This is a genomic window from Pseudomonas sp. Xaverov 83 (assembly GCF_019352905.1).
Lineage (GTDB): Bacteria > Pseudomonadota > Gammaproteobacteria > Pseudomonadales > Pseudomonadaceae > Aquipseudomonas > Aquipseudomonas yamanorum.
The window spans coordinates 160,742-176,874 of record NZ_JAAAFU010000029.1; the positions used below are offsets into that span (position 1 = coordinate 160,742).

Consider the following 16,133-nt stretch of genomic DNA (forward strand, 5'->3'; position numbering starts at 1 on the left):
GAAAGGAAGATGCCCCCCGTATTTTTGTCATGTTGGGGGTGCATAACACAGCGTGTATCCGGGCCGATTGTAGCAACGGGCCAGCCCTCTGGCACAAGCGCGCAAATGCGTTCGGACATCGTGTTTTTTTGTGATAGGGTTCGCGCCCGCAAAAATCCAACCGGATGTTTTTACCTCGGAATATTCGGTGACAAACGGCGCGATGCAGCAGTACTGCGGCCTACACGCCTGTTCCACGTTTCATACACATTTTACCCACAGCGTTATCCACAGGTAGTGCGTTGCCATACCCCCGAAAACGCATTATCTTGTAGGTCGTCGCCAAAAAAACCCTACATGTAGGGTTTTTGAGCGAAAAGACCAAACACAAATCAGACAAGAAACTCAAGTTCTTTCTTGCTCCTGTTTGGTTGAACTTAAGCCTTTTTCAGAAGACCAAACCGCGCACGCGGATGGCAGCCGTTTTTAGCCCCGATCAGGCAAAAACGGTACGGGTGTTGCAGTACGAAGCAGTCACCCACCAGGAATACGGTAAAGAGCCCCAAGCTTGTACCGAAGACTTCGGCATGGAAGCGGCGCGAACAGCTCCCTTCCTCCTGTCCCGAAGTTGTTATGCCAGGCCCTTGGCCTGTTGTAAGTGCTTCAGGACGGAACGGTGGGCACCGTGATGGTGCCCAAATAAATATAGAATGTGGAGACAACCCCCCATGCAAACCGACACAACTCGCGAGAACCCGCAAGGCTCCGTGCCGCAGGCCGCCGATTCGAACCTGGATCTGTCCGCCACCGCGCCCGGCCAACTGCGTGTGATCAAGCGTAACGGCACTGTCGTTCCTTACACCGATGACAAAATCACCGTCGCGATCACCAAAGCGTTTCTTGCAGTTGAAGGCGGCACCGCTGCTGCCTCGTCGCGCATCCACGACACCGTTGCGCGCCTGACCGAACAGGTCACCGCAACGTTCAAGCGTCGCATGCCATCGGGCGGCACCATCCACATCGAAGAAATCCAGGACCAGGTCGAACTGGCCCTGATGCGTGCCGGCGAGCAGAAAGTTGCCCGCGACTACGTGATCTACCGTGACTCCCGCGCCAAGGAACGTGCCGTACGTTCCCCGGCTGAAGAAGCTGCCGTACAAGCTCACCCGTCGATCCGCATCACCCTGGCCGACGGTACGTTTGCACCGCTGGACCTGGGCCGCCTGAACACCATCATCACCGAGGCCTGCGAAGGCCTGGAAGAAGTCGATGGCGACCTGATCCAGCGCGAAACCCTGAAGAACCTGTACGACGGCGTGGCCCTGACCGACGTCAACACCGCCCTGGTGATGACCGCCCGTACCCTGGTTGAGCGTGAGCCGAACTACTCCTTCGTGACCGCGCGCCTGCTGATGGACACCCTGCGTGCCGAAGGCCTGGGCTTCCTCGGCGTCGCCGACAGCGCCACGCACCACGAGATGGCCGACCTGTATGCCAAGGCCCTGCCGGCGTACATCGCCAAGGGTATCGAATTCGAATTGCTGAACCCGATCCTGGCCACCTTCGACCTTGAAAAACTCGGCAAGGCGATCAACCACGAGCGCGACCAGCAGTTCACCTACCTGGGCCTGCAAACCCTGTACGACCGTTACTTCATCCACAAGGACGGTATCCGCTTCGAACTGCCGCAAGTGTTCTTCATGCGCGTGGCCATGGGCCTGGCGATCGAAGAGAAGCAGAAAGAAGACCGTGCCATCGAGTTCTACAACCTGTTGTCGTCCTTCGACTACATGTCGTCGACCCCGACCCTGTTCAACGCCGGCACCCTGCGTCCACAGCTGTCCAGCTGCTACCTGACCACCGTACCGGATGACCTGTCGGGCATCTACCACGCGATCCACGACAACGCCATGCTGTCCAAATTCGCGGGCGGCCTGGGTAACGACTGGACGCCGGTGCGTGCACTGGGTTCGTACATCAAGGGCACCAACGGCAAGTCCCAAGGCGTTGTACCGTTCCTCAAAGTAGTGAACGACACCGCTGTAGCCGTGAACCAGGGTGGCAAGCGCAAAGGCGCTGTGTGTGCCTACCTGGAAACCTGGCACATGGACATCGAAGAGTTCATCGAACTGCGCAAGAACACCGGTGATGATCGTCGTCGCACCCACGACATGAACACCGCCAACTGGATCCCAGACCTGTTCATGAAGCGTGTCTTCGATGACGGCCCTTGGACCCTGTTCTCGCCATCCGAAGTGCCCGACCTGCACGACCTGACCGGCAAGGCCTTCGAAGAGCGTTACGAGTACTACGAAGCCCTGTCCCAGTACCCAGGCAAGATCAAGCTGTTCAAGACCATCCAGGCCAAAGACCTGTGGCGCAAAATGCTGTCCATGCTGTTTGAAACCGGCCACCCATGGCTGACCTTCAAAGACCCGTGCAACCTGCGCAGCCCGCAGCAGCACGTGGGCGTGGTCCACAGCTCGAACCTGTGCACCGAGATCACCTTGAACACCAACAAGGACGAGATCGCCGTTTGCAACCTGGGCTCGATCAACCTGCCGAACCACATCGTCAACGGCAAGCTGGACACCGCCAAGCTGGAACGCACCGTGAACACCGCCGTTCGCATGCTCGATAACGTTATCGACATCAACTACTACTCGGTACCACAGGCGCAGAACTCCAACTTCAAGCACCGTCCGGTCGGCCTGGGCATCATGGGCTTCCAGGACGCGCTGTACCTGCAGCACATTCCTTACGGTTCGGACGCTGCAGTCGAGTTCGCCGACAAGTCCATGGAAGCGGTCAGCTATTACGCGATCCAGGCTTCCTGCGACCTGGCCGACGAGCGCGGCGCCTACGAGACGTTCCAGGGTTCGCTGTGGTCCAAAGGCATCCTGCCGCTGGATTCGCAACAGATCCTGATCGAGCAGCGTGGCCAGAAGTACATCGACGTTGACCTGAACGAATCCCTGGACTGGGCACCGGTACGTGCCCGTGTGCAGAAAGGCATTCGTAACTCCAACATCATGGCCATCGCACCGACCGCCACCATCGCCAACATCACTGGCGTGTCGCAGTCGATCGAACCGACCTACCAGAACCTGTATGTGAAATCGAACCTGTCGGGCGAATTCACCGTGATCAACCCATACCTGGTTCGCGACCTGAAAGCCCGCGGCCTGTGGGACTCGGTGATGATCAACGACCTGAAGTACTACGATGGTTCGGTGCAGCAGATCGAGCGCATCCCGCAAGAACTCAAAGAGCTCTACGCGACTGCCTTCGAAGTGGACACCAAGTGGATCGTCGACGCCGCCAGCCGTCGCCAGAAGTGGATCGACCAGGCTCAATCGCTGAACCTGTACATCGCCGGCGCATCGGGCAAGAAGCTGGACGTGACCTACCGCATGGCTTGGTACCGTGGCCTGAAAACCACTTACTACCTCCGTGCCCTGGCCGCCACCAGCACCGAGAAGTCGACCATCAACACCGGCAAGCTGAACGCTGTTTCCAGCGGCGGCAACCACGGTGATGATTCGGTTCTCGCCGCACCTGCCGGTCCAGCGCCAGTGCCAAAAGCCTGCGCGATCGACGAGCCGGATTGCGAAGCTTGCCAATAAGCTGAGCCGGTCCCGGGCTTGAATGCCCGGGATTGAAAAGCCCGATAAACCCCGACTGCATAGGGTTTATCGGGCTTTTTTCGTTTATCGCCCTTAAATAAAAGCGTACGCAATACCCTGCTTTGGCGAGCCGCCTCGCCGCCCCCACAACTCGACTTGCCCACCAATCACCGCCATTGAATGACGATCATAGGCGACGACACCCAGCTTGCCGCTCGCCAGCTCACTGCTTGAAGAGTTCCTATAGAGCCCCTTCAGCCCAAGGCGATCCAGCGCCTCGTGGGGCATTTCGCCGTTGTTCAGGCTCTGCATCGCATGGGCAAAACTTCTTTGCGCCTCACCTGGCCTGTCGTCCAGACCATTTCCTTCGATCTGTGCACGCTTGGCACTCGCTGCGAACATGAAATTGGCATCCGTCAGCATCGCCGGATCATCGCCTTTAAATTGTGCATATTTGGCCGCATCCTCGAGGTCCTTCTTAGACAGATCAAGCTCGAAGCCGTCACGCATTTTCACGTGATAGCCGCCCCCCGTCTCTTTCACTTCCTTGAAAACGTCCGTGGGTTTCTGACCGTAACGCATCATCGCCCCCTTTATCGCGGAAACGGTGACGCAGTTACCATCAGGGCCCTGGCTGAAGCCACTCCAGATATTGTCCGGCTTCTTTCCAGGATTGCTGTTGTCGGGCTTGTAGTTGAAATGCCTTGAACCTTCGGTCAGCGGCTTGTTGTTCATGGGCTCGCTGGGGCCAAAATCATTTCTATTGGCCCCACCACCACCACCACCACCACCACCACCACCACCACCACCACCTGGCGATGGTGGTGGTGCCGGGGATGGCGCAGGAGAGGGCGGCGTGTCGTCCGAGTCCGGAAACAATATCTTCAGCAATTGTTTGAGGAACTCAAGCCATTGCCCGGAAGCCTCTTCAATCAGCTTGCTGAGGATTTCCTTGAATTTCTCGTCACCGATCTCCCCTCGCACTTCGTTGAGCTTGTCTCGCAGATCCTGCGCGAGCTGGCTCTTGGAGGTTTTCTCGGCATCATCCAACGCCGTGAGCAGTTTTTTGAGCGTTTCCTCGTTAGAAACACCCTTGTTTTTTTCATCGCCCAGCGGATCCGACGTCGCAACACCCCGACCTGAAAAAACCGCGCCCCCGATGACACCACCTGAAACCGCCACACTCGCCATAGCCTGCTCTCCACCCGTTGACCTCAGCCTTCTTGGCTTCGTAGGTGGAAAAACAGGCGTAGGGCGTTCCGCCAAAACCATGTCATCCAGTGACTGTCCTGGACAATCGACAGGCAAAAAAAAAGCCCCTCGACCGAGGGGCTTTTCCAGTGATGCGGCTTAAGGCGACAACATCAGGTCATCTGAATGATGGTCTGCATGATGGTGCTTTGGGTGGAGATGGTCTTGGCGTTCGCCTGATAGTTGCTCTGGGCCTTGATCAGGTCCACCAGCTCGTTGGTCAGGTTGACGTTGGAGTTCTCCAGGGAGTTGGCCACGATCGAACCCAGGGTCCCGACTTGCGGGGTATCAAAACCCGGCTGGCCCGACGCGAAGGTTTCTTTCCAGGTGGTGCCGCCCGCTGGCTGCAGGCCCTGCTCGTTGTTGAAGCTGGCCAGGGAGAGCTGGCCGATGGCCTTGCTCTGCTGGTTGCTGAAAGTGGCGAACAACACACCGCTGCCGTCGATTTTCAGCCCGGTGATTTGACCGGTGGCGTAACCGTCGGTGGTGGGCGGGTTGCGGTAGGTAGCCGAGTTGAACTGGGTGATGTTCGCCATGTTGACGGCCACGCCGTCTGTGTTGGCGGCCGCGCCGTTAGACGTCCAGACACCATTGACCAGGGCGCCCGGCTTCCAGTCGGAAATGGTCAGGGTGGTGTTCGAAGCAGTGGCTGGCGGGGTGATGATGCCCGAGAGCTTGCCGGCGGTGTCAAACGACAGCGTCGAGGCAACAGGTGCCTTGACGTCAGTACCGGTGCCACTGATCGGCGAGCCGTCAGGATTGCGCCCATCGATCAGGGTGTAGGACTTCCAGGTGTTGGAGTCCGTCTTCACCAGGTACTGCACCATCGGATGCGCGTTGCCCTGAGTATCGTAGAGCGTGGTGGAGTATTGAGTGGTGAAGGTCTCCGACTTGGTCGGATCAAACGGGGTCTTGGTCTGGTCGATCACCGGCGAGGACGAGTTCAGGTTACTGGTGGAGTCCACCTTGCTCGAAGCCTTCGGCGGCAGGTACGACAGGTTGAGCTGAAGGTCGGTCAAGGCGCCCTTCTGGATGTTGCCGTCGGCGTCCGCCGCGTAGCCTTGCAGGCGCGAGGTGCCGGTGTTGTTGGTGATGTAGCCGTCTTTGTCGGCACGGAAGGCACCGTTACGGGTGTACTCCAGCGAACCGTCGCTGCCCTTCTGCACGAAGAAGCCGCCGCCCTGGATCGCCATGTCCAGCGTGCCGCCGCTGTTGTTGACGTCACCCTGGGTGAACTGCTGGGACACTGCCGCCAGGTTCACGCCGTTGCCGATGCTGTTCTGGCCGGTGCCCAGCTTGGACGCCGCGTAGATATCCGAGAATTCGGCACGGGACGATTTGAAGCCGGTGGTCGCGACGTTGGCGATGTTGTTGCCGGTCACGTCCAGTTGTTTGTTGGCCGCATAGAGGCCGCTAAGGCCGATGTTAAAAGACATTGTTCTCTCCTTTTGCCGTATTTAGCCGGCTCTATGTACCGATAGTCTGAATTTGCGACAGCTTGATACTGCCCATGCCGCCCGCCAGGTTGAGCAGCATTTCGCCGCCGGTCTGGCTCAGGGTCACGCTGGTCACCGTTGCCGGCAGCGAGGTGAGCAGGGCAACCGAGTCGCCCTTGTCATTCTTGGTGGTGGCATTGAAGGTGTAGGTGCCGGGACCCGCCGTCTCGCCTGCATCGTTCTTGCCGTCCCAGACAAAGCTGGAATTGCCGGCGCTCTGGGCGCCCATGTCGATGGTGCGAACGACGTTGCCGTCCTTGTCGGTGATCTTGACCGAGACGTTGCCCGTTGCCGCCGTCACCGCCACGGAACCGGTCATGCTTTTGCTGGTGTCGACCATGGCCTTGTCGGTCTGGGTGATCACCGAGCGGCCCACCAGCGACGACGCCTGCAGCGCCTGGGAAGAGCTGAAGTTGCTGGAGATCGCATTCACCGAGTCGTTCAGGGTGTTGATGCCTTCCAGGCTGCTGAACTGAGCCAGTTGTGCCACGAACGCGCCGTTGTCCTGAGGCGACAGCGGGTTCTGGTTTTTCAGCTGGGTGACCAGCAGTTGCAGGAACGCGTCCTTGCCCAACGACTGGTTGCCCGTCGCCGACTTGGCTGCGTCGCCGACGCTGCTGTTATCTGTCGCCGTCTTGACCTTGGAATTGAAAAGGTCCTGGACCGCGGTGTTCGTCGAGCTGGTATCAACAATGGCCATTATTTGGCGCCCCTTATCACTGACCCAGGGTCAGGACCTTCTGCATCATGGTTTTGGCGGTGTTCATCATTTCCGCGTTGGTCTGGAACGAGCGGCTGGCGGAAATCATGTCTGCCATTTCCTCGACCACGTTGACGTTGGGGTAGTACACGTACCCTTTGGCATCAGCGGCGGGATGATTCGGCTCGTAGCGGGCATCCAGGTTGCTCTGGTCTTCGACCACACCGAGCACCTGCACGCCCTGGCCCGCGGCATCCTGGTTCTGGAACAGCGAATCGCCGCTACCGCTCTGGCCGCCTTGGCCGCCCTGGAACATGGTGGCGAACACCGGGTGGCGGGCACGGTAGGTCTGATCAATGCTCGAGGACACGGTCTCGGCGTTGGCGATGTTACTGGCGACGGTGTTGAGGCGCGTGGTCTGGGCGCTCATGCCACTACCGGCAATATTGAAAACACTGGCGAGGGACATGGCTTATTCTCCACGCAGGGCTGACATCAGCCCTTTGAATTTGCTGTTGAGCAGGGTGAAGCTGGCCTGGAAGTTCACCGAGTTCTCGGCGTAGGCCGATTGCTCCAGTTGCGCGTCCACGGTGTTCTGGTCGATCGACGGTTGCATCGGCGTGCGATACAGCAGCGACTCGTCACCATTGCCCAGGCCTTGCGCTTCGATATGACGGCTGTTGGTCATGTTCAGGGCGAAGGTGCCGTTCTTGGTCTTGTCTTGCTGTGCGGCGAGCACGGCAGAGAAGTCCAGGTCCCGAGCCTTGTAGTTCGGGGTGTCGGCGTTGGCGATGTTGTTGGCCAGGACTTCGGCACGCTGGGCGCGGAAGCCCAGGGCTTGTTCGTGGATACCGAGCGCTTTATCGAAGCTGATGCTCATGGCGGAGACCTATAGGGACTGACCTGCTTTTCGTAACAGGGTTATAGCAATCGGCATGCCAATTCTTTTGAGGGCCGTATTACAAGGGTTTGCGGGGCAATTGCCGGCGGCAATGCCAGAAAAGCGGCAAAGGGTTTCCGCGAAACGCCAGTAAAGCGGCAATGAAGGTTTGCCGCTTTGCGGCCATAAAAAAAGGGAGGCCTGTGCAGGCCTCCCTTTTTTGCTCAAGCATTCATCACTTGGCCTGGTAAATGATCCCAGGACTGCACTGCACCATCTGGTAATGATCCGGCAAACCGTTCAGCGCCTCGGAAGCGCCCAGAAACAGATAACCACCGCGCTTGAGGGTACCGTGGATGCGCAACAGAATGTCCTTCTTCACCTCGGCCGAGAAGTAGATCAGCACGTTGCGGCAAAACACCATGTCGAACTTGCCCAGGCTGGCATAACTGTCCAGCAGGTTGAACGAGCGAAACTCCACCCGGCTCTTGATCGGCGCCTTGACCGCCCAGCGCCCCGCGCCTTTAGGATCGAAGAAACGCTGCAAGCGCTCCGGAGACAACCCCCGCCCCAGTGCCAGGCTGTCGTACTCACCGGTCTTGCAGTTGGTGAGCATGGTGCCGGACAAATCCGTGGCCACAATTTGCGCCCCGGCCTTCAACTGGCCCATGTTGGTTCGCTCGAACTCATCGATGGACATCGAAATCGAATACGGTTCCTGCCCCGACGAACAGGCCGCCGACCAGATGCGCAGGCGCTGTCCCGGTGCGGCCTTGATCGCCTCAGGCAGCACCTTGTTCTTGAGCACTTCAAACGGATAGGTATCGCGAAACCACAAGGTTTCGTTGGTGGTCATGGCATCGACCACCATCTCCTTGAGCCCGCTGCGCGGCTGACCCTGGATCCGTTGCACCAACTCCCCGAGGGACTTGATGCCTTGCTGCTCCATCAGTTTGTTGAGACGGCTGGATACCAGGTACTGCTTGTTTTCACCGAGCAATATGCCACAGGCTTTTTCCAGGAAGACCCGGAACTGTTCGAAATCCAAATTACCCGTAGACAATGATACCGCCTCTTAAATCGTGTGACCGCCAGGGAAAAGGCCCCTAGCCGTGATCTGCTGCCTTGATCCGGTCGACTACCCGGGATGCCAGGTCATCAGGGCGGAATTTGGCCAGGAAGTCATCGGCACCGACCTTCTTGACCATCGCCTGATTGAATACACCCGACAACGAAGTATGCAGGATGATATGTAGTTTTTGCATGCGTGGGTCGTTGCGTATCTCGGCCGTGAGGGTGTAGCCGTCCATTTCCGGCATCTCGATGTCGGAAATCATCATCAGGAATTCTTCTTCCGGCTTCTTGCCCTCATCCACCAGCTTGCGCAGGTAATCCAGGGCCTGTCGACCGTCATTGAGCGCCACCACTTCAACGCCAACCGTCTGCAGGCAACGGGACACCTGTTTGCGCGCCACCGAGGAGTCGTCCACCGTCAGCACCCGCAGCGAGATCGCCTTGTGCGCAGTTTCGGCGTCTACCACGCCCACCGATATTGCCTCCGAGGTCGGAGCCACTTCGGCGAGGATTTTCTCCACGTCGATGATTTCCACCAACTGGTTGTCGACCCGCGTCACTGCCGTGAGGTAGTGATCGCGGCCGGTGCCCTTGGGCGGCGGATGGATCTCTTCCCAGTTCATGTTGACGATGCGTTCCACCGAGCGCACCAGGAAACCCTGGGTCTTGGTGTTGTACTCGGTGATGATCACGAACGGACTCTCGCGATCCTGCAAACCCGACGAGCCGGTGGCCATGGCCAGGTCAAGAATCGGGATGGTCGCGCCACGGATATTGGCCACACCGCAAACCACCGGGCTGGACTTGGGCATGATTGTCAGCTTGGGGCACTGCAGTACTTCCCGAACCTTAAAGACGTTAATCCCGTAAAGCTGCTTGCCGTCCAGACGAAACAGCAGCAACTCCAGGCGATTCTGCCCCACCAGCTGTGTGCGCTGGTTCACTGAATCCATTACACCGGCCATGCACAGACTCCTACGCTAAAACTTAGGGGTACGACGCGTACCCAACACTAAACGGCACGAGCTTTGCTTTTTTATTGGCCATGGACATCAAAACGACAGTTTCCCGACGCCTCCGATCCCCACAGTACCGCAGATTGCTCTGCGTCTCGATGGCGTTGCTTGCCTTGGCTACGGGCCAGCCGGCCCGCGCCGATAACGTCACCTTGCCTGATCTACTTATCGGCGTCACTCAAGGCTTTCTTGAGTTCACTGTAGAAGATTATCTGGCGACGACGCAGACACCGGGCCGCTATGAAATCCAGGTCAACCAGTTGGATCCGCGCTTGCGCATGCCCATGTGTGACAGAGAATTGACAGCTTCGCTGGAAAGTCCCGCCCAACCCATCGGGCGCGTGACCGTGAAGGTGCGCTGTGAAGGCGCCTCGCCCTGGACGGTGTTTGTGCCGGCCCAGGTCAAATTGTTCCGCGATGTCGTGGTGGTGACACGCCCGCTGAAACGCACCGGAATCATTGGTGATGAGGACATTGCGATGCGCGAGCGGGACATCAGCCTGATCAATCAGGGCTATCTCACGTCCCTGGATCAGGCGCTCGGGCAGAAACTTACCCGACCAATGGTCACCGACCAGGTGATTACCCTGGTCCATCTTGAACAGGCCGAAGTGGTGCGCAAAGGTGACCAGGTGGTGATCTCCGCCAGCAGCGGCGGCCTGAATGTAAAAATGCCCGGGGAAGCCCTCTCCAATGGCGGCATGAGTGAACAGATTCGCGTGAAGAACCTCAACTCCAACCGCGTGATCAAGGCCCGGGTGACGGCGCCGGGGCAAGTTGAGGTGGCTTTATAGATCACTGGCATCGGACGCCGGCTTTTCCTACACTGTGCGCAACGCGGCATCGCGTATAGGTTTATTGTCAATCGAGCCTAAAGTTTGTCCGGGTATGGCCGAAAACATGGCAAGCGTCCAAATACCCAGAGGTTTTTTTAACATGGTCATCGATTTCAGTCGTTTGAATAACGCCCTGCCAACGCCCGGTTCTTCGCGCACCAACGGTGCCAAAGACAGCGTTGAAGCCAAGTCCCAGCCTCTGCCTGCCAAGACAGAACAGGCCGGCGCGAGCCAAAGCGGGGAATCGGTACACCTGAGCAATGAGGCTCAACAGTTGCAGAAGGTCACTGACTCGCTGAGCGATCAGCCAGTTGTCAATAAAGCCCGCGTGGCTGAATTGAAGCAGGCGATTGCGGATGGCAGCTATAAGGTCGACAGCAACCGTGTAGCCAGCAAGCTGCTTAACTTCGAAGCCGAGCGCTAGGCAAAGGCCTGCGCCAGGCTTTTGGACGCTTAAAACCCAAGGCCAGCCATGCACGACGAAAACTTGCTACAACTGATCATTGAAGACCTGCCTCCCGCACAGCAGTTGCTGGAGCTACTTCGGGAAGAGTCCCTGGCCCTGTTCGGGCGGGACATGCGCATGCTGGAAGAAATTCTGGCGCGCAAGCAATCGCTGATCGTCCTGCTGGAACAGCACGGCAAGAAGCGCAGCCAGATTCTCGTCAGCCTGGGCCTTTCGGCCGACCACAAAGGCCTGGAGCAACTCGCCAGCCACTCTACGGTGGGCGACCAGTTGCTGGCCCAAAGCAAAGAACTCAACCAATTGCTGACCCTGTGCCAGGAAACCAACCTCCTCAACGGCCAGGCGATCCAGCTGCAACAAGCCACCACCGCCAACCAGTTGCGTATCCTCCACGGCGGCGAGCCTCCGGCCCTCTACAACGCTCAAGGCTCCACCTCACGCCTGGCCAAGCCAAGCACCCGCAGCCAAGCCTGAAACCAGCTCACGCGCGCCCTATCCAAGGCGCGTCACATGCTGGCAAAATGAAAGCACTTGCGTGTAGTCGTATTTTGTCTGGAGATGGAAGAACCGTGTTCAACGCCCCTAACGCGGAAGATGCTCCGCAGCCACCCAAGGTACTTACCACGCCGCTGGAAATCGCGGGCACCTTGCGGATGCTACAAGAGAGCCATGATCCGCTGATCATCACCTTCCACGAACGCAACCAGCGCTTTCAAAGCTACCTGGTGGAAATCGACCGCGACAGCAAGACGCTAGCCCTGGACGAAATGATCCCGCGGGACGGCGAACGCTACCTTGAGAATGGCGAAGCTTTCCGTATCGAAGGTTTCCACGATGGCGTGCGAGTGGCCTGGGAAAGCAACGGCACCCTGACCATCGACGAAGCTGGCGGCCACCGCATCTACCGCGGCAGCATGCCCGACGAAGTGATCTACCATCAGCGTCGCAATGCCTTCCGCGCCGCCCTGAAGCTGGCGCAACTGGTCAGCGTCGAACTGGGTGGCGAGAAACTCAAGGCCCCCATCAGTGGCAAGTTGCTGGACATTTCCGCCACCGGCTGCAAATTGCGTTTCGAAGGGGACATCTCCGAGCGCCTGCAACTGGGCCAGGTCTACGACCGGTTTATCGCCGCCCTGCCCTTTGGCAGCATGACCACCTCGGTGGAACTGCGTTACCTGCACTTCGAAGAAAGGATCAACACCACCTTCGCCGGCGTACGCTTTCATAACATGAGCGGGCTGGTGCAGCGTCAGGTCGAGCGGTTTGTGTATCAACTGCAGCGTGAAGCTCGCCGCTTCGACAAGGACGATGATTTTTAAACACTAAAGATCGCGATAGAAAAACGGGCAGTTCCTCAAGGGAACTGCCCGTTTTTGCTTTCAGGGGCGCGCCCTGCTCAAGTCGTGAGGGTGATCATCCGGGTCCGGATGCTCCGGGGGCTCGGTGACGGGTGATGGCTCCTCCACCTCGGGATCGACTTCAGGCTCAGGGTCCGGAACCGCGGTCTGCATCTGCTCCTGCACCACCTGCTCGTCCACTCGCGGGTCGAGACACGCCACCAGCGGCGAACTGGACATGCTGTCAGGCATCGCCACGTGATGCAGCGGTGCATCGTCCACCTGATGCAGGTTGGTGACGGCCTTGGGCCGGATGCGCCACACCAGGATCAACGCACACAGGCTGAAAAACGCATACAGCATGTGGCTGCCGAACAGCTTCATCACCACACCGGCCAACAGCGGGCCGACACTGGCGCCGATACCGTAGGTCACCAGCAACATCGCCGTAAGCGACACCCGGCGATCACCCTCGACGTGGTCGTTGGAAAACGCCACGGCCAGCGGGTAAAGGCAGAACTGCACCAGAGAACAGAGAAAGCCTGCGACAAACAGCACTTCCAACGGCACCTGGGTCATGATCGCCAACGGCAACGCAGCCACCGCCAGGCACAAGGCAAAGCAGCGAATCAACAGCGCGCGGTCATACCGATCAGACAGCCAGCCCAACGGCCACTGCACCAGCAGCCCGGCGAAAATACAGCTACCCATGAACAGACCGACCTGCTCCGTAGTCAGCCCCTGCTGGGACGCGTAAAGCGGCGCCAAACCATAGAAGGAACCCACAATCAGCCCGGCCCCCAACACCGTACTGAGGGACTGCGGCACCCGCTTGATAAAGAAGCGCGGCTCCATCGGCGCCGGATGCAGGGGTGCCGGGTGAATACGGCGAGTCATGGCCACCGGCACCAGGCACAGCGCAAAACACAGCGCGACCAGCATCAGCAACTCAAGGCCCAACTCAGGGTGCATCACAAGGATCAGTTGGCCCAGCACCAGGCCCAGGTACGACGCAATCATATAGCCGCTGAACACCGCACCGCGTTGCTTGGCTTCAGCCTGCTCGTTAAGCCAGCTCTCGATGACCATGTACTGGCACATCATGCCCAGGCCGACAATCATCCGCAGCACAATCCAGGCTGGCAGCCAGTTGATCAGCCCGTGGCCCAACACCGCCGCGCCGACGATCCCTGCACAGGTGGCGTAGGCCCGGATATGCCCGACGCGACCAATCAGGCGATGACCGATCTTGCCCCCCAATACCAGGCCAAAATAGTTGGCGGCCATCAACGCACCCACCCACAGGCTGTCGACGTGATCTGCCGCCAAGCGCAAGGCCAGGTAAGTACTGAGCAGGCCAGAGCCGATCAGCATCATCAGGGAAGCAAAATAAAGGGCTCGAAAAGGTTTCCAGATCTGGCGCATCGGCGTTCCGAGCGGCTCCTTGCAGTGGGTGTCAGGACTACCGGAATGATAGTCCCGGGTCGTCGGGTCCGGACAGCCAAAACACGCGGTTGCCGGGGAATATTTTGCTCATGCCAATTGGCTACGTGTCAGACGCTCGACAGTGACCTGCGAGGTACACGATGCAGACGAATACTTGCTCCGCCCCACCCATGCCTCCCGTGTGAACCTCAAACGCGGGCAAGGTTCGGTTGGTGTTTGAAAAGACTGCCGCACTCAAACGCCCGGCCACAAAAAAGCCCCGCCAGATAAATCTGATCGGGGCTTGCTGACGTTCCGGCCGCGGGGGCAGGAACGATTATGTGGTGTCCCAGGGCCGGTTCGAACGGCCAACCTTCCCCTTAGGAGGGGGATGCTCTATCCAATTGAGCTACTGGGACTAATGACAGCCAACCGGCAAGGAGCACGGCGACGGACGGCGTGCATGTTAACGGCGCAGGTCAATTTTGTCATGTCGTCCGTGGGCTTTTTGAGTGTAGGCCTATGCCCGTGACTTTAACGCGTGTTCCACTCAACGATTACGGGCAGTTCGCCGTCATCGTGCAAAATGCACTCCGCCAAAATGCCATCATTGCAAATTGCAACATCACGACAACATGGACCAGATATAACTATCTGATTTAAAAGGATTTATTGTCAAATAAAGACTGGCACGGCACCTGCAATCCTTTATCCTACAAATACAGTCCGGCCCAGCCACCTGCGGAGAACATACCCATGAACAGCGCACTTCTACTAGCCCTTAATACCGTTGCATTGGCTGCGCTGGTGATGTTCCATTTTCAATCCACCACCGCTGATGATGCCGCACAGGTCAGCCAGGCGATTCCCCATCACCTGCAGCAACGTCCGCAGTTGGCGGTCATGAAACCGAACATGCAATCACCGCTGCAACTGACCCAGGGCACTCAGGCCGCTCCCGCCACTGAACACTGGGTTTTCTGAACCGCTTACCGGAGTTTTCCATGACCAAGTCTGCCTGGCTGTTTCTGACCCTGGCCCTGGCCGCCGTCGGCCTCGGCTTGAACGTATTGTCGCAAGACGTACAGACCGTCGCTTTCGTCGCCGCAGCTGTATTCGGCAGCTTGTGGTTGCTGGCAATCATCATTGGCCGCCGCATCAAATTCGATCCTGTACTGCGCTGAATCCTCCCCGCTCGTCGCCCTCTCTGCACAAGGCAGTCAACCTCAGGCTCCCCGTCAGAACGACTGACCATATGTCGCTCCGCCCTCGTAAATTGGCAATTTGCCACTAATCTTAAAGTTAAGGGCAAAAGGCCATATTGCTATAGGATGTGCGCCCGAAAAGCCTTTTGCGTCTAGGGCCTGCGGCCTCGACACCTATTTGGGTGCAACCGTGGAAAAGTTTTCCAACCAGTCCGCAAATTTTGAAATGAGTACTGGCATAAAGCCGGTAGCCGGTTCAATATTTGTCACAGAATTGACGCCAAGGAACTGGCAAAACTGAGGCATGATGCGGCCTCTTTGCAATTCAGGTTGAACATTTGGCAGCAAGCCTTGTCCTAACATGCATCTTGCGGCCAATTCCAAAAACCGCTCCCCTGAACTAACCGGTTAAATATATGCGCCCATTGAAACAGGCAATTTATTCCAGCCGTACGGCTGACAAGTTCGTCGTACGTCTGCCAGACGGAATGCGGGAACGCATTGCCGAGGTGGCTCGCAATCATCACCGCAGCATGAACTCCGAAATCATCGCACGCCTGGAACAAAGCCTGATTCAGGAAGGTGCGCTGGGCGAAGAGCTGAGCATGCGCCTGGACAGCCCCGAGCTGTCACTGCACGAACGCGAACTGCTGCAGCGTTTTCGTCAGCTCTCCCACCGCCAGCAAAATGCTCTCGTCTCGCTTATCGCTCACGACGTTGAGGCAGCTGCAGAAGCCAACTGATTGGCAACCGAAAGCTGAAAGCCAGCCATGGGCTGGCTTTTTTTTGCCTGGGATTTGGTAAAGAAAAGAAAGGGTCAAGGGGCATAAGCCCCCTGACCT

General features: G+C 58.2%; 16 protein-coding genes and 1 tRNA gene. 8 read left to right on the forward strand and 9 right to left on the reverse strand.

What is annotated here, in order from left to right:
- The first annotated feature begins 707 nt into the window (after positions 1-707).
- Entirely contained in the window at positions 708-3,605 is a 2,898-nt protein-coding gene (locus tag K0H47_RS12075) for a ribonucleoside-diphosphate reductase subunit alpha (protein ID WP_063027882.1), read from the forward strand.
- A 93-nt stretch (positions 3,606-3,698) separates the two neighbouring features.
- Here the strand turns inward: K0H47_RS12075 and K0H47_RS12080 are convergent, their stop codons facing one another.
- The 7 genes from K0H47_RS12080 to K0H47_RS12110 all read right to left on the reverse strand — a co-directional run bounded on the left by K0H47_RS12080 (position 3,699) and on the right by K0H47_RS12110 (position 9,971).
- Positions 3,699-4,796 (reverse strand): hypothetical protein, encoded by a 1,098-nt coding sequence (locus tag K0H47_RS12080; RefSeq protein ID WP_219272747.1) that lies wholly within the window; start codon positions 4,794-4,796, stop codon positions 3,699-3,701.
- Between the two features lie 173 nt (positions 4,797-4,969).
- Entirely contained in the window at positions 4,970-6,292 is a 1,323-nt protein-coding gene (gene flgE, locus K0H47_RS12085) for a flagellar hook protein FlgE (protein ID WP_063027880.1), read from the reverse strand.
- Between the two features lie 31 nt (positions 6,293-6,323).
- On the reverse strand, positions 6,324-7,052 hold the full coding sequence (gene flgD / locus K0H47_RS12090) for a flagellar hook assembly protein FlgD (protein ID WP_219272749.1): 729 nt from the start codon (positions 7,050-7,052) through the stop codon (positions 6,324-6,326).
- Positions 7,053-7,068: 16 nt separating this feature from the next.
- A complete protein-coding gene (flgC, locus tag K0H47_RS12095; RefSeq protein ID WP_017475856.1) occupies positions 7,069-7,521 on the reverse strand; it encodes a flagellar basal body rod protein FlgC in 453 nt (150 codons plus the stop codon).
- A gap of 3 nt (positions 7,522-7,524) precedes the next feature.
- Positions 7,525-7,932, reverse strand: a complete 408-nt coding sequence (gene flgB / locus K0H47_RS12100; RefSeq protein WP_003214246.1) for a flagellar basal body rod protein FlgB — start codon at positions 7,930-7,932, stop codon at positions 7,525-7,527.
- Positions 7,933-8,167: 235 nt separating this feature from the next.
- Positions 8,168-8,995 (reverse strand): protein-glutamate O-methyltransferase CheR, encoded by an 828-nt coding sequence (gene cheR, locus K0H47_RS12105; protein ID WP_010165768.1) that lies wholly within the window; start codon positions 8,993-8,995, stop codon positions 8,168-8,170.
- Between the two features lie 43 nt (positions 8,996-9,038).
- Positions 9,039-9,971, reverse strand: coding sequence for a chemotaxis protein CheV (locus K0H47_RS12110; RefSeq protein WP_063027876.1), 933 nt, complete (start codon positions 9,969-9,971; stop codon positions 9,039-9,041).
- Positions 9,972-10,051: 80 nt separating this feature from the next.
- Here K0H47_RS12110 and flgA point away from each other — a divergent pair, with 80 nt between their 5' ends.
- The 4 genes from flgA (at position 10,052) to K0H47_RS12130 (ending at position 12,643) form a co-directional block, all read left to right on the forward strand.
- Positions 10,052-10,816, forward strand: coding sequence for a flagellar basal body P-ring formation chaperone FlgA (flgA, locus tag K0H47_RS12115; protein ID WP_063027874.1), 765 nt, complete (start codon positions 10,052-10,054; stop codon positions 10,814-10,816).
- A 142-nt stretch (positions 10,817-10,958) separates the two neighbouring features.
- The gene (gene flgM / locus K0H47_RS12120; protein WP_003214254.1) at positions 10,959-11,282 is read left to right on the forward strand and encodes a flagellar biosynthesis anti-sigma factor FlgM; all 324 of its coding nucleotides are present in this window, start codon (positions 10,959-10,961) and stop codon (positions 11,280-11,282) included.
- Between the two features lie 48 nt (positions 11,283-11,330).
- Positions 11,331-11,798, forward strand: a complete 468-nt coding sequence (gene flgN, locus K0H47_RS12125) for a flagellar protein FlgN (RefSeq protein WP_063027872.1) — start codon at positions 11,331-11,333, stop codon at positions 11,796-11,798.
- A 95-nt stretch (positions 11,799-11,893) separates the two neighbouring features.
- Positions 11,894-12,643, forward strand: a complete 750-nt coding sequence (locus K0H47_RS12130) for a flagellar brake protein (RefSeq protein WP_017475861.1) — start codon at positions 11,894-11,896, stop codon at positions 12,641-12,643.
- 60 nt (positions 12,644-12,703) lie between these two features.
- On the opposite strand, the gene K0H47_RS12135 is transcribed toward K0H47_RS12130, so the two are convergent.
- Together K0H47_RS12135 and K0H47_RS12140 are read right to left on the reverse strand one after the other, a co-directional pair.
- Positions 12,704-14,086, reverse strand: a complete 1,383-nt coding sequence (locus K0H47_RS12135) for an MFS transporter (protein ID WP_177071172.1) — start codon at positions 14,084-14,086, stop codon at positions 12,704-12,706.
- 342 nt (positions 14,087-14,428) lie between these two features.
- Positions 14,429-14,505 (reverse strand) — tRNA-Arg (locus K0H47_RS12140).
- Between the two features lie 337 nt (positions 14,506-14,842).
- On the opposite strand from K0H47_RS12140, the gene K0H47_RS12145 reads away from it, so the two are divergent.
- From K0H47_RS12145 to K0H47_RS12155, 3 genes are all read left to right on the forward strand, one after another.
- Entirely contained in the window at positions 14,843-15,070 is a 228-nt protein-coding gene (locus K0H47_RS12145; RefSeq protein WP_063027868.1) for a hypothetical protein, read from the forward strand.
- 20 nt (positions 15,071-15,090) lie between these two features.
- Entirely contained in the window at positions 15,091-15,270 is a 180-nt protein-coding gene (locus K0H47_RS12150; RefSeq protein ID WP_017475886.1) for a PA3371 family protein, read from the forward strand.
- Positions 15,271-15,707: 437 nt separating this feature from the next.
- Positions 15,708-16,034, forward strand: coding sequence for an Arc family DNA-binding protein (locus K0H47_RS12155; RefSeq protein ID WP_003193592.1), 327 nt, complete (start codon positions 15,708-15,710; stop codon positions 16,032-16,034).
- Positions 16,035-16,133 lie beyond the last annotated feature (99 nt).